Origin of the sequence: Streptomyces pimonensis (assembly GCF_041380215.1) — a bacterium.
GTDB lineage: Bacteria > Actinomycetota > Actinomycetes > Streptomycetales > Streptomycetaceae > Streptomyces > Streptomyces pimonensis.
The window spans coordinates 1-20,317 of sequence record NZ_JAHWZY010000046.1; the positions used below are offsets into that span (position 1 = coordinate 1).

The window sequence follows — 20,317 nt, forward strand, 5'->3', positions numbered from 1 at the left end:
CACCCGGCATTCTGAAAGGACCCCTTAGCGCGCACGCGCACACGGCAGGGGGCGCCCGGCCGGCACCGGGCGCCCCCTGCCGTCGTACCGCCGGCTACTCCCCGAGCAGTGACCGCACCCGTTCCTGTCCCACCGCCAGCAGCAGCGTGGGCAGCCGCGGGCCCGTGTCCCGCCCGACCAGCAGGTGGTACAGCAGCGCGAAGAAGGACCGCTGGGCGGTCTTGATCTCCGCCGGCAGCTCCTTGGGCGTGGCGTCGGCGGAGAAGCCCGCCTGGACCTTGGGCACGCCGTAGACGAGGTGGGTGAGGCCGTCCAGCGACCAGTTGTCGGCCAGCCCGTCCAGCAGCAGCCGCAGCGACTGCCGGTCCCGCTCGTCGAGCGACTTCAGCAGCTCGGCGTCGGGCTCGGCGCGGACGATGGTGCGCTGGTCGGCGGGGACGTGGGTGTTGATCCACGCCTCGGCCTTGTCGTACCGGGGGCGGGCCTCGTCCAGCGAGCCCAGCGGGTCGGACGGGTCCAGCTCGCTGAGGATCCGCAGCGCCTGGTCCTCGTGTCCGGCGGTGATGTCGGCCACCGAGGCCAGCGTGCGGTACGGCAGCGGCCTGGACGTCCTCGGCAGTTCACCGCTCGCCGTGCGCACCGCGCGGGAGTGCGCGGCGGCGTCGGCGGGCAGGGCGGAGCCGTCGGCGACCTTGGCGTCGAGCCGGTCCCACTCGTCGTAGAGGCGCTGGATCTCCTGGTCGAAGGCGATCTTGAAGGACTGGTTGGGCCTGCGCCGGGCGTACAGCCAGCGCAGCAGCTGCGGCTCCATGATCTGCAGCGCGTCGGCCGGGGTCGGCACGCCGCCCTTCGAGGAGGACATCTTCGCCATGCCGCTGATCCCGACGAACGCGTACATCGGCCCGATCGGCTGCTCGCCGCCGAAGATCCCGACGATCTGCCCGCCGACCTGGAACGACGACCCGGGCGAGGAGTGGTCGACCCCGCTCGGCTCGAAGATCACGCCCTCGTACGCCCAGCGCATGGGCCAGTCGACCTTCCAGACCAGCTTGCCGCGGTCGAACTCGTTCAGCCGGACGGTCTCCGAGAAGCCGCACGCCGTGCAGGCGTAGGTCAGCTCGGTGGAGTCGTCGTCGTACGCGGTGACCGTCGTCAGGTCCTTCTCGCAGTTGCCGCAGTACGGCTTGTACGGGAAGTACCCGGCGGCCCCCGAGCTGCCGTCGTCCTCGGCGGCGGCGCCGGAGCCCTCGGCGGCCTCCAGCTCGGCCTCGTCGGCCGGCTTCTGCTGCTTCTTCGCCGGGGCCTTCCTGGTGCGGTGCTGCGCGAGGATCGCGTCGATGTCGGTGCGGTGCCTCATCGCGTGCAGGATCTGCTCGCGGTAGACACCGGAGGTGTACTGCTCGGTCTGGCTGATCCCGTCGAACTCCACGCCCAGCTCGGCCAGCGACGCGGTCATCGCGGCCTTGAAGTGCTCGGCCCAGTTCGGGTGCGCGGAACCCTTCGGCGCCGGGACGGAGGTCAGCGGCTTGCCGATGTGCTCGGACCACGACTCGTCGACCCCGGGGACGCCGGCCGGGACCTTGCGGTACCGGTCGTAGTCGTCCCAGGAGATCAGGTGCCGCACCCGGTGGCCGCGGCGGCGGATCTCGTCGGCGACGAGGTGCGGGGTCATGACCTCGCGGAGGTTGCCCAGGTGGATCGGGCCGGAGGGGGAGAGGCCGGACGCGACGACGACCGGTTTGCCCGGGGCCCGACGCTCCGACTCCTCGATGACCTCATCCGCGAAACGGGAGACCCAGTCGGTGGTCTCGGTGCTCTGAGCCACGATCGGCACGTCCTTCTTTCTGCTCGGGCAGCCGGTACGGTCGCACGGCTGACCGCTCCATTCTCCCAGCAACGACGGCAACGACGAAAACGCCTTTCCACCGGCCTGCCCGGGGGCGCGGGCCGTGCCGGTCGCGGCTCCGCGGCCGAGAAGATCGCTTCACCCCCCATGGGATACTGACCGTGTCTATCTGAACCCACGAGGAGAACGGGCACCCACTCCTATGGCCTCGGTCACATCGCTCACCGATCTCGTCAACCGGCAGCTCACGTCCGCTCTCCCGGCCACCCAGCCGGAGGCCGACCCGCTGCTGCGACGTAGCGACCGGGCGGACTTCCAGGCCAACGGCATCCTCGCGCTGGCCAAGAAGGCGAAGGCGAACCCGCGGGAGCTGGCGACCGAGGTCGTCTCGCGCATCACGACCGGTGACCTGATCAAGGACGTCGAGGTCTCCGGCCCCGGCTTCCTCAACATCACCGTCGCCGACCGGGCGATCACCGAGAACCTCGCCGCGCGGCTCGCGGACGGCGAGCGCCTCGGCGTGCCGCTGAAGGAGAACGCGGGCGTCACGGTCGTCGACTACGCCCAGCCGAACGTGGCGAAGGAGATGCACGTCGGTCACCTGCGGTCCGCGGTCATCGGCGACGCCCTGCGCGCCATGCTCGACTTCACCGGCGAGAAGACGATCGGCCGGCACCACATCGGTGACTGGGGCACCCAGTTCGGCATGCTCATCCAGTACCTGTTCGAGCACCCCGGCGAGCTGGCCCCCGCGGCCGAGGTCGACGGCGAGCAGGCCATGAGCAACCTGAACCGCGTGTACAAGGCGTCGCGTGCGCTCTTCGACGCGGACGAGGAGTTCAAGGAGCGGGCCCGGGGGCGGGTCGTCGCCCTCCAGTCCGGCGACAAGGAGACGCTCGATCTGTGGCAGCAGTTCGTGGACGAGTCGAAGGTCTACTTCTACTCCGTCTTCGAGAAGCTCGACATGGAGATCCGCGACGAGGAGATCGTCGGCGAGTCCGCGTACAACGAGGGCATGCCCGAGACCGCCCGCCTCCTGGAGGAGATGGGTGTCGCGGAGCGCTCCGAGGGCGCGCTCGTGGTGTTCTTCGACGACATCCGCGGCAAGGACGACCAGCCGGTCCCGCTGATCGTGCAGAAGGCCGACGGCGGCTTCGGCTACGCGGCCTCCGACCTGACCGCGATCCGCAACCGCGTCCTCGACCTGCACGCCACCACGCTGCTGTACGTCGTCGACGTGCGCCAGTCGCTCCACTTCCGGATGGTCTTCGAGACGGCCCGCCGGGCCGGCTGGCTGAACGACGACGTCACCGCGCACAACATGGGCTACGGCACGGTGCTCGGCGCGGACGGCAAGCCCTTCAAGACGCGTGAGGGCGAGACCGTACGCCTCGAGGACCTGCTGGACGAGGCGGTGCAGCGGGCCGCGGAGGTCGTACGGGAGAAGGCGCGGGACCTCACCGAGGACGAGATCCAGGAGCGGGCCGCGCAGGTCGGTATCGGGGCCGTGAAGTACGCGGACCTGTCGACGTCGCCGAGCCGCGACTACAAGTTCGACCTGGACCAGATGGTCTCGCTCAACGGCGACACCAGCGTGTACCTCCAGTACGCCTACGCCCGTATCCGGTCCATCCTCCGCAAGGCCGGCGAGGTCCGCCCCGCGGCCCACCCGGAGCTGGGGCTGCACGAGGCGGAGCGTGCGCTGGGCCTGCACCTGGACGCCTTCGGGGACACGGTCTTCGAGGCGGCCGCGGAGTACGCCCCGCACAAGCTGGCCGCATACCTGTACCAGCTGGCGTCGCTGTACACCTCGTTCTACGACAAGTGCCCGGTGCTGAAGGCCGATTCGCCGGAGCAGGTGGCCAACCGCCTGTTCCTGTGCGACCTCACGGCCCGCACGCTGCACCGGGGCATGGCCCTGCTGGGCATCCGGACGCCCGAGCGGCTCTGACGCGTTCGCCGGCACACGGACGGCGGCCCGTCCCCTCCACCGTTGGAGAGGACGGGCCGCCGTGTGTGCGGTCGGCGGGCCGGATCAGCAGCGGACGGTTCCGGCGAAGTTCCAGAACGCGGCCTTGGTCGCCGATCCGGCGACCCCGTCGACGGCGAGGCTGGCGCCGTGCCGGTTCAGGTAGCGCTGCAGCGCCCTGATCGTGTTGGGGCCGACGACTCCGTCGACGGTGCCGGCGTTGTAGCCCAGGTCGTTGAACTTGCGCTGCGCCGCCTTCCAGCTGTTGGTGCCCAGCTGGCCGTCGATCGTGCCGGGGTTGTAACCCGTGTCGCGCAGCCAGCACTGCCAGTTCTTGGCCCGGGTCGTGTTCAGCCCCAGGTTCTCCACCGCGAGCACCCCCGCCTCGGCGCTCACCACCCGCTCCTGGGCCGTCGCGGGTACCGCCATGGCGGTACCCGCGGTCGCCAGGCCGCCGGCCGCGATGCCGACGGCGGTCGTGACGCCGACGAGTGCCTTCGTGAGAGCTCGCATGCTGTTCTCCTCCATTGATGTGCGATGGACGGAACCGACCTCACCGGCCGGCTCCACGACGAGACTGCGGGGTCGGTGGACTGTCCGGCCACCGTCGACGCGGAACTGGCGTCCTCTTGGGACGTCCCGCCCCCTGACCTGCAGGGACGTGATCCGCGGAGTCGGCACGGCGGGACGGTCACAGCGAGCGGCGGCCTGTTTCGGTGCCCTTGGCCGAAATCGCCGTCCTGTGGCCACAGTGACAGCTGACGCAGAATGAGGCCGGGACACGGAGCCCAGGACCGATCACCCCGAACGCGAGTGGGGGAACATGGCTCGTTGGACAGAGCTGCTCGACGAACTCCATCCACAGACACGCCAGTTGATTGTGCGCCTGCGCAAGCTGAAGGATCGCGGCGAGCTGAGCACACGGCAGCTGGCCACGAAGACCGGCTACAGCGCGAGATCGTGGGATCGCTATCTGAACGGCAGGTCCCTGCCGCCCCGGGAGGCCGTCGAGGCGATGGCCCGCATCGGCGGTGACGACCCGGCCCGGCTGCTGGTGCTGCACGAGATCGCCGCCGAGCGGTGGGCGGAGGGACGGAGAGCCGGCCCCGGCACCTCACCGAGCGGGTCGGCTGCACCGGAGGACGGGTTCTCGGAGCAGCGGCCGCACGGGCGTTCCCTGCGCGTGGCGCTCACGGTGGGAGCGGTGGCCCTGGTGCTGTCCGTCACCGCGGTGCTCCTGCTGTCCGTGCGACTGGCCGAAGCCCGCTCCGCCGCCGAAGCCCTCCGCACCGGTACGGCCACGGCGGTGACGGACACCTCGACCCCCACCCCGGCATCCGTGCTGCCGGCCCTCCACACCTGCCGGCCGGAACGGGCCGGCGACCGTTGGTACGCGGGCCACAGCCGCACCCGGGACGCCATCGTGGCGTACGGCGGCACGGGGCCGGAGGTGATCGAGACCCAGTGCCTGCTGCGCCGGGCGGGCGTCTCGCCGGGAAACGTCGACGGGATCTTCGGCCCGCTGACCCAGCGCGCGGTCGAGCGTTTCCAGGACCGGGAGGGGCTGGCCGTGGACGGCATCGTCGGCCCGCACACCTGGCAGGCACTGCGGAGGGCGGCGCCGAAGTGACCCCGGACCACACCCGGCTGACCGCGGCGCTGCGCGAGCTGAGGACCCGTACGGGACTGAGTCTGGCGGCGCTGGCGAAACGCACGGCGTACAGCAAGTCGTCATGGGAGCGCTACCTCAACGGCAAGGCCATGCCCCCGCGGCAGGCGGTCCAGGACCTGTGCCGGGTCGCCGGTGAACCGGACGGGCGGCTGCTGGCGCTGTGGGAGATCGCCGAATCGGACTGGAGCGGACGCGCGGCGGTTCTCGCTCCCGCCCCTGCGGCCCCCGTCTCCGCCCCCGCCCCCGCCGAGCCACGGACCGGCCCGGACGCCGGGCGGTCACACGGCCGCTGGAGCAGGCTCATGATGACGCTGACGTCGGTGTACGCCGTAGTCGCCGGCGGGGTGACACTGACGTTGCTCCTGCTGCCGCACCGGGACGCAGCTCAGGACGAACCGCTGTCCTCCTCCTCGTACGCCCTCGCGCCCCGCTGTCACGGGGCCGCCTGCGAGGGCCGGGACCCGGTCCACATGGTCTGCGGCGCCGCCCCCGACGACCTCGCCACGTACCGCACGGCCACCGGCGCCCACGTGGAACTGCGCTACAGCAAGGAGTGCGGCGCGAGTTGGGCCCGGATGTGGGGGACGCGGGTCGGTGACCGGGTGGACGTCACGGTCGGCGGTCCGACCTGGAAGGTACGCACCGTGGACAGGTTCGACGCGAAGACCTACGTCTACACCAGGATGACCGCGGCCCGCCCCGGCAGCACCGTCCGGGCCTGCTTCCGGCCCGCGGCGGCCGACGGCGAGCGGGAGTGCTTCGGGGCCCGCGTGGGCGCGGCCGTGACGGGCCGGCCGCCCGCCTAGCGCCGGGCGCGCAGCGCCTCCCCCGGCCTGCGCAGCCTTCCGCGATCCCGTCCGGGGGCGAAGCGGAGCCTCAGCGCGGCCCGGTCGGGTTCCCCGTCGGCGTCGGCACGGCGCAGGCCCCGGCGGCGGCCCGCGCGTCCCGGTGGAACGGGCGGGCCGGAGCCCCGGTGACGAAGGGCGCGCTGTGCTGACGCCGGCCGCGCGGCCGCCTGCGCTTTCCGGTCCGGGTGACACCGGTCGCGTGATCATCGAACGCGCGTACTCCCATCTCTCCTCGTACGACGAAGAGTTGCCCCGAGTCCGCGGTCCGCGCGGGTTCCCACCGCCCGCCACCCCGGTACGGGCAGGGCGGGTCTCCGGGCGGAGCGAGCGCGCTTCAGTCCGTGGCGTCGAGAGCTTCGTAGACGTGCCTGATGTAGTCGTGGGTGCGTTCCGAGCCGAGGAGTCCGGCGCCCAGCCGGTTCATGGTGTACGCGAGCGTGACGCGCCGATCGAGGTCCATCATGACGATCGAACCGCCCCGGCCGACCCAGAAGCAGACCTTTCCGGTGGGCATGTGCGGCATGGTCCTCCGGTCCGCGAGCGCGTAGCCGACGCCCCAGCGCACAGGGACGCCCAGGAACAGGTCGACTCCGTCGGCCTGTACGTCGAAGATCTTGTCCACGGTGTCCGGGGAGAGGAGCCGAAGGCCGTTCACCTCGCCGTGTCGTGAGATCACGGAGAGGGCACGGGCCACACCTCGTGCGTTGCCGTGTCCGTTGACGGCGCCCAGTTCCGCGCGGCGCCATTGCGGGGTGTCGACGTGCTCGTCCCGGGCCGGACTTCCCAGCAACGTCTTGGTGAAGACCGCCTCGGGATCGAGGTCTGCGGGCACTTCGAGGGCCTGCGACGGCGGCACCAGCCCGGCGATACGCGACCAGTCGGCTTCCCGCGCGCCTATCTGGACGTCGGCTTCCGACGGCCCCGCGATCTCGGTGTCGACGAACTCGGTCAGGGTACGGCCGCTGACCCGCCGGACGAGCTCCCCCACCAACTGGCCCTGGGTCTGCATGTGGTAACCCGAGGCGCTGCCCGGCTTCCACCAGGGCGCCTGCCCGGCCAGTCGGGTGCTCGCCGTCGACCAGTCGCACAGGTCGTCCATGGTGAAGGGCTGCTGCCAACCGGAGAGCCCCGAGGTGTGTGCCAGGACGTGCCGCACCTCTATGTCCTGCTTGCCCCGGGCAGCGAACTCGGGCCAGTACTCCGCGACCGGACGGCGGAGATCCAGCGCTCCCCGGTCGACGAGGACTAGGGCCGCCAGACTGCTGAGGGTCTTGGTGACCGACCACAGGCCGACCAGTGTGTCCCGCTGCCACGGGACGGTTCGTGCCTCGTCGGCGTGCCCACCCCATACGTCGACTTCCATGACGCCGTCGACGTCGACGGCGATCGACGCCCCCAGCTCCTCGCCGGACTCGATGTGCGCTGCCAGTGCCGCTCGGACCGGTGCGAACCGGGCGGTACTGGTTCCTTCGACGGTGGCCATGCTTCTCCCTCTGTTGACGACGACTGCTGGCGACGACTACTACTGACGACGCCCGCCCGATCACTGAACGGGATGACCGGCCCCTCGGTTCACGCCCCGGAGCGGTTCGAGGGGCGGCTTCGCGGAAGACCCTCCTGTGCGTGGTCCGCCCTCCGCCCGCAGTGATCACCCAGGTGGTCCGGCCCGCTCGCGTCGGACTCCGACCGGAGGAGGGCACGTGCCACACGCCTCCTTCCCGATCCGGTCGGCACGGGAAGCCCGAAAGGACGTCGGCTGATCGGCCCCCCGGTCAGCCGTTTGCACCACTCCCGCTCCCGCTCGCAGGCCCCGGCAGGGCCCACACCGGGTGGCACCGTGAACAGCGGGAGGTCCGTCGCGGACGACTTCTCCCGGCCGCCGCGGGAACGGCACGAGCGCTCCCGCGGCCGGGGCGGGTCGCTCACGTGCCCATGGGTCATGTGCGGGCCCGGATGGTGTCATCGTTGAGCGGGGTGCCGAGTGGAAACGGTGGCGGTTGTGAGACATGAGCTCGAGTTCGGGCTACTTGGCCCGCTGGTGGTGCGGCGGGCGGGCACGGTGCTGGATCCGGGACGGCGCAAGCAACGCCTGCTGCTGATCCGGCTGTTGCTCTCGGACGGCTGCGCGGTCGCTCCCGAGACGCTGTGCGAGGAGCTGTGGCCCCAGCGGCCGGGAGGGGCGCCGGGCGGGGCGGCTGCCTCCCTGCACGCCCACGTCAGCAAGGTCCGCGCGGTCCTGGAACCCTCGCATCTGCGGGGGCGGCGGCCGTTCGAGGTGCTGGTCACCGAACCCGCCGGCTACGCCCTGCGCGTCCCGCCCGAGAACCGGGACACCGTGCGCTTCGGACGGGCCGTCGCCCGGGCCCGCCAGTTGCTGGACCAGGGCCGGCCCGGCCGCGCCGTGGAGGAAACCGAACGGGCCCTGGACATGTGGCGCGGCGCCGCGCTGGCCGACGCCGCGCACCACCTGTTCGCCGCCCACGAGGCCGCGCGCCTGGAGGAGCTGCGACAGAGCGTCCGGGAGATCCGCGCCACCGCTCTCCTCCTGGACGGGCGGATCACCGAAGCCGTCGACAGCGCACAGGAACTGACGTCGCGCCACCCCCTGCGGGAGACCGGCTGGGCCCTGCTGTTGCGCGCCCTGTACCTGGCCGGCCGCCACCCCGAGGCGCTGCGGCGCTACACGGACCTGCGCCGGCACCTCGCCGACGAACTCGGCCTCGAACCCGGCCCTCCGCTGCGTGCCCTGCACGACGGCATCCTCCGCCACGACCTGCCGCCGCTGCCCCTGCCGGGGACGGCGAGGGCCGCGGGTCCGGCGGCCGGCGCCGCGGGCAGCCGTGCTCCGAGCCGGCCGGCAGGACCCGGGGCACAGGAGGGGCAGGGCGAAACCGCGTCCCCCGGCGCGCGGCCCGCCGCCGCGGCCCACGGTGCCACGTCCTGCGGACCGGCCGCCGATGCGGCGCCGTCCGGCACGGCCGCCGGGGCATCCCCCGGTCCGGCGGACCCGTCCGGTGCGGGCGACTGCCCGGCCGGAAACGGCGGGGGAAGCCAGCCGCCGCCCTCGGCGCGTCCGATGCAGCTTCCCGGTGACCTGCCGGTGTTCGCCGGACGGACGGCTGAGAGCGCATGGCTGTCCGCCGCGAGCGGTGCGCCCGGACGGCCGGGACCGGCCGGTGTCCCCCTCGTCGTCATCAGCGGCGCCCCCGGTGTCGGCAAGACCACCTTCGCCGTCCACCACGCCCACCACCTCGCCCCCTCCTTCCCCGACGGACAGCTCTTCGTCAATCTGTGCGGGTTCCACCCGCACGCGCCCGCCGTGGAGCCCGGCGACGCCCTGCACGGCTTCCTCACCGCTCTCGGCGTCCCCGCCCAGCGCATCCCCGAGGACACCGCCGGCCGCAGCACACTGTTCCGCAGCCTCCTGGCCGACCGACGGGTCCTCCTCGTCCTGGACAACGCCCGCGACGAACAGCAGGTCCGCCCCCTGCTGCCCGCGGGCACCGGCTGCCTCACCCTGGTCACCAGCCGCAACCAGCTCCCGGGTCTGATCGCGGCCGACGGAGCCCGCCCCCTCGCCCTTGCGCTGCCCTCACAGGCCGAGGCCCAGCAGACGCTCGAACGACGGCTGGGGGCGGAGCGCCTGGCGGCCGAGCCCACGGCCGCGGCCGACATCATCCGGTTGTGCGGACGGCTGCCCCTGGCACTGGCCGTGGTGGCCGCCCGCGCCGAACTCGAACCCGCCTTCCCCCTGCACACCATCGCCGACGACCTGCGGCACTCCCACGGCGGCCTGGACGCCTTCACCGGCTTCGACACCACCACCGACGTCCGGGCGGTGTTCTCCTGGTCCTACCGGTCCCTGGACGAGCCCGCCGCCCGCCTCTTCCGCCTCCTCGCCCTCCACCCCGGACCCGACATCACCGTCCCCGCCGCCGCCGGCCTCGCCGGGCTCCCCCTCCCCCAAGCCCGCCGCGTACTCGCCGGGCTGACCCGCTCCTGCCTCGTCGAACAGCCTCTGCCCGGCCGGTTCGCCCTCCACGACCTGCTGCGTGGCTACGCCACCGAACTCACCCGCGCCCATGACGCCGACGAACGCCACCGCGCCACCCTCCGGGTCCTGGACCACTACATGTTCACGGCCCGTGAAGCCAACCGGCTGCTCAAACAGGACTCGCTGCCCGAACTCGACCTCGGTTCACCGAGCCCGGGCGTCACCCCGGAGGACCTCACCACCGCGGAACAGGCGAACCGGTGGTTCGCCGCCGAGCACCGGGTGCTGAGCGGCCTGCTGCACACCGCCGTCAGCCAGAGGCTGGACCACCACATCACCGGACTGGCCTGGTCACTGAAGGAGTACCTGTACCGCAGGGAGTTCTGGCCGGAGGCCGTCTCCGCACTGGCCCCCGCCCTGGAGGTGGCCCGGCGCCGCGGCGACCGCCTGGAGGAGGGCCGCTGCCTGCGCGACCTCGGCAGCATCCACGGCTACCTGGGCCACCGGGAACAGGCCCTGCACCACCTGCAACAGGCCACCGCGCTCTTCGAGGAACTCGGCGCGGTGGACGAACAGGCCCGCGCCCACTACTGCAAGGCGTGTGCGCTGTACATGTTCGGCCGGATCCAGGAGGCCGTGGCGGCCTCCGAGCGAGGACTGGCGCTGTCCCGGGCGACGGGGGACGAGCTGTGGCTGGCCGAATGCCTCATCGAACTCGCCTGGCTGTACGCCAATCTGGGACAGCTCGAGAAGAGCCTCGCGTACGGTGAGGAGGCCGGCGCCCTGTGCCGGCGCCTGGCGGCGCACTGGCAGCAGGCTCAGTGCTGGGACGTCCTGGGCTACTCCCTCCGTCAGCTCGGCCGGTACGAGGAGTCGATGGCCGGCTACCGGCGGGCGCAGGAGGCGTTCGAGGAACTGGGCGACCACAGGAACGCCGTCGGCGCACTGATGCGCCTGGGCGACACCCTCCTGGCCATGGGCGACCGGGAGGCCGCCCGAGCGCACTGGGTGCGTGCGCTCGCCGGCGCCGAACGGCAGGCGCTCCCCCACAGCGCCCAGCAGGTCCGGGACCGGCTCGCCGCCCTGGACGCCGAAGCGGGCTCCGCGCCCACCGCGCCCACCGCACCGGAGAGGGCCGTCGGCAGCCATCGGATCCCGGCTCCGGGTGATGCCGCGCGCGGGCTCCACCCCTCGATGCAGGGGTAGGACCGGGGTACGGTCCGGACCGAGGGCGGCCGGGCCTCGTGCCGCCGCACGGCCTGGTGGACCCGGCGGCGGGGAAGCGCAGGAGAGGCGAGCCGGGGCGACGGTCTGCCCGCCGCGGTCGCCCTGCCGCCCCGATCCTGCTCGACCGCGCCCGGGCGGTGCACTACGTCCGTGGTCGGACGTCGGCCTCCGCCCCGGCACGCCGGATCACCCGAACCGGAAGCTGGTCAGTTCGTCGTTGTGGATCGGCAGAGCCGCGACTGAACCACCGGGCCCGTAACACCCCATGGGATAACCGTAGTTCTCATGCCGGTACATGCAGACGGTGCGGTCGGTCCGGTTCCAGACCGAGGTGGTGCGGTCGTTCATGTAGCCGCCGACGTTGGGTGTGTCACGGTCGCTCGAGAAGAAGCGGCCTTCGTAGCTGCTGTGCTGCCAGACGCAGAAGTGCCCGGAGGGGCACTGGTTGTAATGGGCCTGCGCCGCCGGGGCGTTGAGCGCCACCAGGGCACCGGCCAGCACTGCTCCGGACAGCAGGACGCGGCGAAAGCGTGAACCGATCACAGATGTTCCTCTTCATGATTCGACGACCGGAGGGAACTCCGGGACGTTGTGGGTGCGGGAGCGCTTCCTCGGAAGGCCCGGCGGAGAATCCGTCGCGAGGACCACGCGCCGTGATCCCCGGACGTGCGCCCCTCTCCTGTGAACTCCCAAAACGACGCGCTGGTTCACCTTGCGGCCCTGCGACCTTGCGTCTCGTACGACGAATTACCGGCGGCGGGCTCTCTGCGGGGAAGCACCGATGGCGGCGTCGCGGAGCCCTTGCCCGCAGCATCCGCGGTGCGGACGGAAGGCCTCCCGGCGGACAGCTCGGGCCTCCTGTCCGCCGAACAGCGTGCCATCCCGTACGGATCCGTCCGGCCTGGCTCGCCCGGACCCTGCCGGCCGAGGATGTTCGGCATCCTCGACAACGCCTCACCGCGGCCGTGGGAGCCCCGCAGCAGAGTGTCCCGGGACGACCCCTTCGCACGGGACGCCCGAGCGCGGTTCCCGCTCGATCCCCGTGCCCCCCTCCTCCGGCCTCGGACACCGAAGCCCCACAGGGATCGTCCGTCGGGCACGGCCTAGTAGTCCGTCGTACCCTCCGGGACCCACTCCTCGCCGCCCAGCGGGAACTCGTACGCCGGACGCCCGTTGTTACCGCTGGTGCGGAAGGGGCGCCCCTTGTCGTCCACGACGAGCGTGCCGCTGCTGGAGCCGCTGGACCACTTCAGCTCCAGGTACCAGCTCACGTCGTAGGCGGAGGCGTCGGCCGTGATGTAGTAGACCTCGGGGTCCGACTCGCTCACCGAGAACGGGAAGTTCCGCTGCCCGGCCTCCGGGGCCACGACCGGGCGCGCGGCGTCGAGGGCGACCGTGAAGGAACGTGTGGGCACGTTGCCGCCGCAGCCCACGCCGGGGTAGCCCATCGCGAAGTCGTTCCAGGGGAGCGGCGACCGCTTGCCCGCCACCCGCACGGTGAGTCCTTGCACGACCACCGTCTCGTCCCCGGTCCCCTGCACGGTGAGCTGTACGTACTGCTCCCCCGACGACACGGCCCCGAACGCACTGACCCACGCCGCCGCACCCGGCTCCTGCGGCGGCGGTTTCACCTCGCTCGCCGGCCTGTTGATCAGATAACGCTGCGAGCAAGGGTCCTGCCAGGCGTACGGGTTGGTCTGCACGGTCAGCGGCACGGCGCCCTTGTCGCCGTCACCCGCCGGGGCGGCGGCGGAGGCGGAGGCCGGAGTGCGGGGCGCCTCCTTGTCCTTCGCGGACGGGGAGGCGAACGCGGAGGGGGAGGAGGAGGGCGAGCGGGACGCGGAGACGGAGGCGGACGGCGAGGCGGTGACGTCCTCGTTCCCGCCCGCCCCGGCGTCGACGGTCGCGGCTCCCGCCGTGTCCCTCCGGTCGCCCCCGCCCCCGTCGCCATCGTCCTGCAGGCCCAGGGCTAGCGTGACCCCACCGAGCACGGTGGCCACGGCGATCCCCGCGAGGACGGCGGTACGGGTACGGCGGCGGGGACGGGCCTCGCCGGGGCCCGCGACCACCGGGACCTCGGCCTCCTGTGGCCCTGCCCCCGGGGTCTGCGCTTCCCTGGTCTCCACCTCCGGGCCCCGGGCCCCGGACCGTCCCGGCGCCGGGGGCCCGGCCACCGGGCGGCCGTCAGCCTCCCGATCCCGGGCTGCCGCCTCCCGATCCCGGACCTCCGCGTCCTCCGCCGGTTCGCCGGCGCGCGCCGGTGCGCCCGTAGGAACCGGTGCGCCCGCGGGCACCGCTTCCCCGGCGGACGCCGCCCCTTCCGACGGCGCTCCCTTCCGCCCCCGCGCCGCGTCCGCCAGCACCCACCGCCGGTGCAGTTCGACCAGTTCCCCGGGGCTCGCCCTGCACAGCCGCGCCAGCCGTTCCACCGGCGCGTACTCCGTCGGCACCGCGTCCCCGTTGCAGTACCGGTGCAGGGTCGACGTACTCATGTGAAGCCGTTTGGCGAGCACCCCGTAGCTCAGCCCGGACCGCTCCTTCAGCGCCCTCAACCGCGCGGCGAACTCCGCCGCCACCGTATCCTGCGACACCGTTCCTCCCACCCCACGTCCCATTCCGCCGTTCCAGGGAATGGCCGTTTTCCCAGGTCAACAACGGTACGAGCGTTCCAACGTCCCGGATCGTCCACCAGCTCTGGCGGCCGGGACGAATCACCGGACAAGCTCTGGTCATCCAAGCACGCCGCTCCCGTCCTCCGGTCGAGCGGTCACTCCAAAGCCGTAGTCACGCAAAGGAATTCACCATGCGCACGTCCCGCATCCGTCTGATCGCCGCCGCCGGAGCCGCCCTCGTCGCCCTCGCCCTCACGGCGTGCCAGGAGGGCACGGGTCTCAAGGACGAGGGCGCCGGCACGTCCCAGCCGAACGCGACGGCGACCGCGGACACGCCCTCAGGCTCCGCGAAGGACGACTCCGCCTCGAACGAGCCGTCCGGGACCGGGAACAAGGACACCGGCACCGGGGACAAGGCCGGCGGCGGGGACAAGGCCGGCACCGGGGAGAAGGCCGGCGGCGGCAGCACGAACGGCTCCGACGGCGGCTCGCAGGCCCGCGTCATCTGCAACGGCTCCAACACCACCGTCGGCGCCAAGCCGGTCCCCCGCCCCGTCAACCACATGCTGATCACGGTCGAGAACTCGGGGTCGAGGACCTGTGACCTCCCCTACTACCCGGTGCTCCGCTTCGACGAGATGCAGTGGGTGCCGCAGCCCGTCAAGGAGTCGAAGCCGCAGGCCGTGGTCACCCTCGCCCCGGGCGAGACGGCGTACGCGGGCGTGCTCCTGTCGGCCGCCGACGGCAGCGGGGACGGCGGCACCACCGCCCACAAGCTCACCGTCGCCTTCCAGGGCGCCACCCCGAACAGCGACGGCGGCCCGTCGGCCGTCCCGGCCCTGCCGGCGGACGGCGTGTACTACGACAGCAGCATGGCGGTGACGTACTGGCAGCAGTCGATGGACGACGCCCTCACCTACTGAGCGGCGCCCAGCTTCTGGGCCACCTCGGTGGCCCAGTAGGTGAGGATGTTGCGCGCACCGGCCCGCTTGATGCCGGTCAGCGCCTCGAGGATCGCCCGGTCCCGGTCGATCCAGCCCTTCTCGGCGGCGGCCTCGATCATCGAGTACTCACCGGAGATCTGGTACGCCGCCACCGGCACGTCCACCGCGTCCGCGACCTTGGCCAGGATGTCCAGGTACGGGCCCGCCGGCTTCACCATGACCATGTCGGCGCCCTCCTCCAGGTCGAGCGCCAGCTCACGCATCGACTCGCGGACGTTCGCCGGGTCCTGCTGGTACGTCTTGCGGTCGCCCTGCAGCGAGGAGGCGACGGCCTCCCGGAACGGCCCGTAGAAGGCGGAGGCGTACTTGGCGGTGTAGGCGAGGATCGCCACGTCCTCCCGGCCGATCTGGTCGAGGGCGTCGCGGATCACCCCGATCTGCCCGTCCATCATCCCGCTCGGCCCGACCACGTGGGCGCCCGCGTCGGCCTGCACCTGGGCCATCTCGGCGTACCGCTCCAGCGTGGCGTCGTTGTCGACGCGCCCCTGCTCGTCGAGGACCCCGCAGTGCCCGTGGTCGGTCGTCTCGTCGAGGCAGAGGTCGGACATGACGAGCAGGTCGTCCCCGACCTCGGCCCGCACGTCCCGCAGGGCGACCTGGAGGATCCCGTCCGGGTCGGTGCCGGGCGTCCCGAGGGCGTCCTTCCTGGACTCCTCCGGAACGCCGAACAGCATGATCCCGGAGACCCCGGCCGCCACGGCCTCCGCCGCCGCCTTCTTCAGGCTGTCCCGGGTGTGCTGCACGACCCCCGGCATCGCCGCGATCGGCACGGGCTCGTCCGCGCCCTCGCGCACGAAGGCGGGAAGGATGAAGTCGGCGGGGTGCAGCCGGGTCTCGGCGACCATGCGCCGCATGGCGGGGGTGGTACGCAGACGCCGCGGCCGCGCGCCGGGGAAGGATCCGTACGTCGTCATACCACCTACGCTACGCCCGCCCCCCACGTGCCTTTGCCGACGCGGAGTCGGCCCGGCTCTCCGGGGCCGGGGACGGACCCGGCGTCTCCCCGGACCACGGCCGCGTCACGCGCGGCCGTCCTCCCTCACGCCGCCGTGTCCCACGCGCCGGGGAGTTCCTCCTCGTCCGGCGGCCGGTGCGCGGCCTTCTCACAGGCACGCAGGACGGCCCAGACGAGGAGGGACACGCAGGTGAGGTACCAGGGCAGTGGCCAGAGGACGGACCACCGGCCGGCGGAGGGTGCGAGGAGGAGGTCGGCTGCGGCCACGGCCATGCCGACGGCGAGGTTCCAGCACAGCAGGCGCCCGGCCCACCGGACGGGGCCGGTGAACCGGTTCGGGGTGGTGGGGCGTCGCGTACGGGAACGGCAGAAGGGCAGGGCTCTGCCGGGTTCGCTCATCGTGGGAGGGTCCTTCACGGAAGCGGGGGCGGGCGTGGCCGGATCGGCCGGACGCGATCAGTGTGCAGGCCGTGGGACCACTCCCACAGGGCCGTCGCCGGGGGACGCACCCTCTGAGACAACTTGCCACCAGGCGCTTTCCCCCTCCGCCCCGAGAGGATCGGGCAGGCGCTGTCCGCACGGTCGATCATGGCGTGGCGAACCTGGCTGAAAAACCCCGCTCAAGAGCGGCAAGCGTTCCCAATTGCCCCAGCCTCGAAGCTTTTCAGTCGATGCTGCTACGCAAAAAGGGTGGAGAGTGGACAACTTCGTTGACTCGCTCACCCAATTCGCCCGAAAGGATCCATACTTGCCGCCGGTAAGCGGTGGGGCTGATTCCGGCCCGTATGCATATGACGTTCGAGGGCATGCCGCGTCGCTTCATGTGCGTCCTGTGACACCTTGTGGGGGCCGGCGACCGTGGGGGCCACCTGTTCCGACCGCCCGCCTGTCGTACTCCCGACCTCCTGTGGGGGAGACCGATGCACTCGCGCGCTCCGGGCACGCCGTCGTGGCGTGCCCGGAGAACACACGGAGCCGCTCCCGTCGCGGCGATCGCCACGGCCGCCGTGGTGAACGCGGCGGCCCCCGGCCCGGCGGCGACGCCGAAGCCCCTGCCGCCGGAGCCGGAGAGATCACCGTGGTGCCCCTGGCGCCATCGGCATGGCGACCGAAGTGGGCGGCCCCTTGGCAGCAGGAGCGGTCACGGCCGAGGTGTTCGGCGATATCGGCCTCACGACCGGCACAGCAAGTGGAGTCGGCGGAGTGGGGCATGTCTTCGGACGGATGCCGGAAATGAAGAACGCGAGCCACGCGCTCCTTGCGGTCTCACTGATCGCGACGGCGGTCACGAACGGCCTGATGATCACCGGCGACGAGAGATCGACTCGTCGGCGTTCGGCCCGAAGAGCCGTGGTCGTCCTCGTGCCCCTCGTCGCCCTCGGCATCGCAGGAGTGCTCCTGACGTAGCCGTTCGGCAGGAACATGCTGCGACGCGTGACCCGCCGCGCGTACCCGCCGTACCGCAAGTACCTCCGCCACCGGCAACGCCCTCGATGGTGCCGTCACAGGGTGCGTGGCCGGCACCACGGCTGCCGCTCCCTCTCATGGCGCCCCGGCCCTCGCGGCCTGTCGTGCCCCGCCTACCGCATGACGTCCTGACGCTCCGTCCCTACGCGCTCCGACGCCGAAGGGGCCGACGGGCCCGGCCCGCCTCCGAGGAATCGAACCCACTTCTCTTCCCACAACGCCACAACGCCACAACGCCACAACGCCACAAAAGGAGAATCTGACGCCATGGGCAACCTGGGGAGTGCGGAACTGGTGATCATCGCCGGTTCCCTGATCATCGTCGTCATCTCCACAGTGGTGATTATCCGCACGGTGCGACGCCGCGACAGACTCTGACGCCTTCCCGCGAGCAACGCCCGAGGCTGCTCGACCGGGCGATGACCTCCGCCGATGGCAGCGGGTCCTGGTACCGGTGAGCCTTCGCGACGGAGGGCTCCCGTTCTCCCTCTCGGCCGGGGAGGCCGGCCCGGTCCCCCACGAGCGCCGTTCGACGCGGTCCTCACCGGGTCTCGTGCCTATCATCACCGCGTCGGCCTTCGGCGCCCCGCCGGGTGCGTCCGGAGGCTTCTCATGCCTCCCGACACCTTCGAACCCGTCACCGCCTACCGCGCGTCGCTCCGCAACCGCGCCGTCCGCGGCGAGGAGGCCACCGCCCGGGCCGTGCCGCGCCGCCACGCGCCGATTACGGCCCGGCCAGCACCCGTCGTACGAACTCCTGGAGCTGTGACCGCAGTTCGTCGCGGTCCGTGCCGCGGTCGCCCGCGAGGTGTTCGACCAGGTCGGCGCGTACGGCGGCCAGCAGGGCGTGCGCGGTGAAGCCGGGGTCGGCGAGGCCCGGGACACCGGCCAGCGCGGAGCGCAGCAGTTCGTGCCACCGCCCGTAGTGCTCCGCCTGGTAGGGGCTGCCGGATCCCGTCCCCTCCAGCGCCAGCATGAGGTGGCGGTGGTCCAGCTTGAAGCACAGCAGCGCGTCGAGCAGCGCGGGCACGCGTTCCGCCGGCGGCGTGCCGGGGCCCAGCGGCGGCGGCCCGTGCGACACCGCCGCGTCGAGGGGTTCCAGCCGCGCCGCGTAGAGCGCGCCGATCAGCGCCGTACGGTCGCCGAACGCGCGGAACAGCGTGCCCTTGCCGACGCCGGCCGACGCCGCGACGTCGGACATCGTGATGTCTCCGGGGCTGTCGCAGCGCGCGAACAGGTCGTCCGCCGCGGCGAGCAGGGCCGCCCGGTTGCGCGCCGCGTCCTTGCGCGGTCTGCGCGCGGGCGCGCCGTCCGCCGGTCCCGTTTCCATCATCGGCCTCCCAGCTTGCAAAGCGGACCAGCGGTCCGTATCGTCGTCCCCAGTAAAGCGGACCAGCGGTCCGTATTCTACGGGACGGAGACCCCCATGCCCGAGCGCACCCCCGCCTCCCCCGAGGCGCTCTTCCGCCACAGCCTGCGCCTGCTGCTGGACAAGGACATCCCCGCCTGGACCTCCCTGTGGGACGACGACGGCGTCATGGAGTTCCCCTTCGCCCCCGAAGGCTGGCCCCGCCGACTGGAGGGCAGGGCGGCGATCGCCGCGTACATGCGCGACTACCCCGACCACATCGACCTGCACGACATCCCCGACCTGCGCATCCACCGGACCGACGCCCCCGGCACCATCGTGGTCGAGATGCGCGCGGAGGGCCGCGTGGTCGCCACCGGCGCGGCCTACGACATGACGTACATCGCCGTCGTCACCTTCCGGAACGGCCTGATCACCGGCTACCGCGACTACTGGAACCCGCTCGCCGTGCGCGAGCCCGGCGTCGACTTCACCGGGAGCACCCGATGACCCCCACCGGCACCGTCCTCGTCGTCGGCGCCACCGGCACCACCGGAAGCCGTACCGCCGCCCAGATCCTCGCCGCCGGCCACCGCGTCCGCGCCGCCTCCCGCCGGGGCACCCCGCTCCCCGGCGCGGAAGCGGTCCGCTTCGACTGGTACGACCCCGCCACCCACGACGCCGCCCTCACCGGCACCGACCGCGTCTACCTCGTCCCACCGGTCGGCGACCCGGACCCGGCGGCGGTCATGCTCCCCTTCCTCGAACGGGCCCGGACCCTGGGCGTGCGCCGAGCGGTGCTCCTCAGCTCCTCGGCCGTTCCCGAGGGCGGCCCGGCGGTGGGCAGGGTGCACCAGGCCCTCCCGTCCCTCTTCGACGAGTGGGCGGTGCTGCGCCCTTCCTGGTTCATGCAGAACTTCACCGGCGCCCACCTCCACGCCACCACGATCCGCGAGACCGGCGCCTTCGCCACCGCCACGGGTGACGGCCGCGTCGCCTACGTCGACGCCGACGACATCGCCGCCGTCGCGGCACGCGCCCTGACCGACGACGACGCCCCGAACCGCGACCTCGTCCTGACCGGCCCCGAGGCCCTCACCCACGACGACATCGCCACGATCCTCACCGAGGTCACCGGCCGCCCCGTCACCCACCACCGCCTGACCGTCGCCGAGATCCGCCACCGCCTCACCGAACAGGCCGGCGTACCTCCGGAGTTCGCCGCCCTCCTCGCCGACATGGACCACGCCATAGCCATCGGCGCCGAGTCCCGCACCACGGACACCGTCCACCGCCTCACCGGCCGCCCGCCCCGCGACTTCCGCACGGCCGCCGAACGGGAGACCGCGCCCGCCCCTCCAGATGAATGAGTCCA

At 72.4% G+C, this 20,317-nt stretch carries 16 protein-coding genes; 8 read left to right on the forward strand and 8 right to left on the reverse strand.

Annotation, left to right across the window (positions count from 1 at the left end):
- Nucleotides 1–94: 94 nt before the first annotated feature.
- Nucleotides 95–1,834, reverse strand: coding sequence for a lysine--tRNA ligase (gene lysS, locus KYY02_RS29770; protein ID WP_371243374.1), 1,740 nt, complete (start codon nt 1,832–1,834; stop codon nt 95–97).
- 214 nt (nt 1,835–2,048) lie between these two features.
- Here lysS and argS point away from each other — a divergent pair, with 214 nt between their 5' ends.
- On the forward strand, nt 2,049–3,797 hold the full coding sequence (gene argS, locus KYY02_RS29775) for an arginine--tRNA ligase (protein ID WP_371243376.1): 1,749 nt from the start codon (nt 2,049–2,051) through the stop codon (nt 3,795–3,797).
- A gap of 84 nt (nt 3,798–3,881) precedes the next feature.
- Here argS and KYY02_RS29780 read toward each other — a convergent pair whose 3' ends face one another.
- Nucleotides 3,882–4,328 (reverse strand): peptidoglycan-binding domain-containing protein, encoded by a 447-nt coding sequence (locus KYY02_RS29780; RefSeq protein WP_371243378.1) that lies wholly within the window; start codon nt 4,326–4,328, stop codon nt 3,882–3,884.
- Nucleotides 4,329–4,638: 310 nt separating this feature from the next.
- Here KYY02_RS29780 and KYY02_RS29785 point away from each other — a divergent pair, with 310 nt between their 5' ends.
- Both KYY02_RS29785 and KYY02_RS29790 read left to right on the forward strand, forming a co-directional pair.
- The gene (locus KYY02_RS29785) at nt 4,639–5,445 is read left to right on the forward strand and encodes a peptidoglycan-binding protein (RefSeq protein WP_371243380.1); all 807 of its coding nucleotides are present in this window, start codon (nt 4,639–4,641) and stop codon (nt 5,443–5,445) included.
- The gene (locus KYY02_RS29790; RefSeq protein ID WP_371243382.1) at nt 5,442–6,293 is read left to right on the forward strand and encodes a helix-turn-helix domain-containing protein; all 852 of its coding nucleotides are present in this window, start codon (nt 5,442–5,444) and stop codon (nt 6,291–6,293) included. Before KYY02_RS29785 ends, KYY02_RS29790 begins: the two co-directional genes overlap by 4 nt.
- A 376-nt stretch (nt 6,294–6,669) precedes the next feature.
- Here the strand turns inward: KYY02_RS29790 and KYY02_RS29795 are convergent, their stop codons facing one another.
- Nucleotides 6,670–7,818: a serine hydrolase domain-containing protein gene (locus tag KYY02_RS29795; protein WP_371243384.1), complete on the reverse strand. Its 1,149-nt coding sequence runs from the start codon at nt 7,816–7,818 to the stop codon at nt 6,670–6,672.
- Nucleotides 7,819–8,334: 516 nt separating this feature from the next.
- Here KYY02_RS29795 and KYY02_RS29800 point away from each other — a divergent pair.
- Nucleotides 8,335–11,535: an AfsR/SARP family transcriptional regulator gene (locus KYY02_RS29800; RefSeq protein WP_371243386.1), complete on the forward strand. Its 3,201-nt coding sequence runs from the start codon at nt 8,335–8,337 to the stop codon at nt 11,533–11,535.
- A gap of 207 nt (nt 11,536–11,742) precedes the next feature.
- On the opposite strand, the gene KYY02_RS29805 is transcribed toward KYY02_RS29800, so the two are convergent.
- A complete protein-coding gene (locus tag KYY02_RS29805; RefSeq protein ID WP_371243388.1) occupies nt 11,743–12,099 on the reverse strand; it encodes a peptidase inhibitor family I36 protein in 357 nt (118 codons plus the stop codon).
- 560 nt (nt 12,100–12,659) lie between these two features.
- Nucleotides 12,660–14,147, reverse strand: coding sequence for a helix-turn-helix domain-containing protein (locus tag KYY02_RS29810; RefSeq protein ID WP_371243390.1), 1,488 nt, complete (start codon nt 14,145–14,147; stop codon nt 12,660–12,662).
- Nucleotides 14,148–14,359: 212 nt separating this feature from the next.
- Here KYY02_RS29810 and KYY02_RS29815 point away from each other — a divergent pair, with 212 nt between their 5' ends.
- The gene (locus KYY02_RS29815; protein ID WP_371243392.1) at nt 14,360–15,091 is read left to right on the forward strand and encodes a DUF4232 domain-containing protein; all 732 of its coding nucleotides are present in this window, start codon (nt 14,360–14,362) and stop codon (nt 15,089–15,091) included.
- Here KYY02_RS29815 and hemB read toward each other — a convergent pair.
- A complete protein-coding gene (hemB, locus tag KYY02_RS29820) occupies nt 15,085–16,086 on the reverse strand; it encodes a porphobilinogen synthase (RefSeq protein ID WP_371243394.1) in 1,002 nt (333 codons plus the stop codon). The two genes, KYY02_RS29815 and hemB, sit on opposite strands and share 7 nt — an antisense overlap.
- A 125-nt stretch (nt 16,087–16,211) precedes the next feature.
- The gene (locus KYY02_RS29825) at nt 16,212–16,526 is read right to left on the reverse strand and encodes a hypothetical protein (protein ID WP_371243396.1); all 315 of its coding nucleotides are present in this window, start codon (nt 16,524–16,526) and stop codon (nt 16,212–16,214) included.
- A gap of 834 nt (nt 16,527–17,360) precedes the next feature.
- Between KYY02_RS29825 and KYY02_RS29830 the strand changes: the two genes are divergently transcribed.
- Nucleotides 17,361–17,534, forward strand: a complete 174-nt coding sequence (locus KYY02_RS29830) for a hypothetical protein (RefSeq protein WP_371243398.1) — start codon at nt 17,361–17,363, stop codon at nt 17,532–17,534.
- Between the two features lie 784 nt (nt 17,535–18,318).
- On the opposite strand, the gene KYY02_RS29835 is transcribed toward KYY02_RS29830, so the two are convergent.
- Complete coding sequence (locus tag KYY02_RS29835) at nt 18,319–18,927, reverse strand: TetR/AcrR family transcriptional regulator (RefSeq protein WP_371243400.1); 609 nt, start codon at nt 18,925–18,927, stop codon at nt 18,319–18,321.
- A 93-nt stretch (nt 18,928–19,020) separates the two neighbouring features.
- Here KYY02_RS29835 and KYY02_RS29840 point away from each other — a divergent pair, with 93 nt between their 5' ends.
- Nucleotides 19,021–19,452 carry a nuclear transport factor 2 family protein gene (locus KYY02_RS29840; protein ID WP_371243402.1) on the forward strand — a complete coding sequence of 144 codons (432 nt, stop codon included), beginning with the start codon at nt 19,021–19,023 and terminating at the stop codon, nt 19,450–19,452.
- Nucleotides 19,449–20,312, forward strand: a complete 864-nt coding sequence (locus KYY02_RS29845) for an NAD(P)H-binding protein (RefSeq protein ID WP_371243404.1) — start codon at nt 19,449–19,451, stop codon at nt 20,310–20,312. The genes KYY02_RS29840 and KYY02_RS29845 overlap by 4 nt, the downstream gene beginning before the upstream one ends.
- Nucleotides 20,313–20,317 lie beyond the last annotated feature (5 nt).

Bases quoted from the DNA above. Each gene is read 5' to 3' on its own strand.
- KYY02_RS29815 (WP_371243392.1), top strand. From the start codon at position 14,360: ATGCGCACGTCCCGCATCCGTCTGATCGCCGCCGCCGGAGCCGCCCTC.
- hemB (WP_371243394.1), bottom strand. From the start codon at position 16,086: ATGACGACGTACGGATCCTTCCCCGGCGCGCGGCCGCGGCGTCTGCGT.
- KYY02_RS29835 (WP_371243400.1), bottom strand. From the start codon at position 18,927: ATGATGGAAACGGGACCGGCGGACGGCGCGCCCGCGCGCAGACCGCGC.
- KYY02_RS29785 (WP_371243380.1), top strand. From the start codon at position 4,639: ATGGCTCGTTGGACAGAGCTGCTCGACGAACTCCATCCACAGACACGC.
- KYY02_RS29795 (WP_371243384.1), bottom strand. From the start codon at position 7,818: ATGGCCACCGTCGAAGGAACCAGTACCGCCCGGTTCGCACCGGTCCGA.
- argS (WP_371243376.1), top strand. From the start codon at position 2,049: ATGGCCTCGGTCACATCGCTCACCGATCTCGTCAACCGGCAGCTCACG.
- KYY02_RS29845 (WP_371243404.1), top strand. From the start codon at position 19,449: ATGACCCCCACCGGCACCGTCCTCGTCGTCGGCGCCACCGGCACCACC.
- KYY02_RS29830 (WP_371243398.1), top strand. From the start codon at position 17,361: ATGAAGAACGCGAGCCACGCGCTCCTTGCGGTCTCACTGATCGCGACG.
- KYY02_RS29840 (WP_371243402.1), top strand. From the start codon at position 19,021: ATGCCCGAGCGCACCCCCGCCTCCCCCGAGGCGCTCTTCCGCCACAGC.
- KYY02_RS29825 (WP_371243396.1), bottom strand. From the start codon at position 16,526: ATGAGCGAACCCGGCAGAGCCCTGCCCTTCTGCCGTTCCCGTACGCGA.
- KYY02_RS29780 (WP_371243378.1), bottom strand. From the start codon at position 4,328: ATGCGAGCTCTCACGAAGGCACTCGTCGGCGTCACGACCGCCGTCGGC.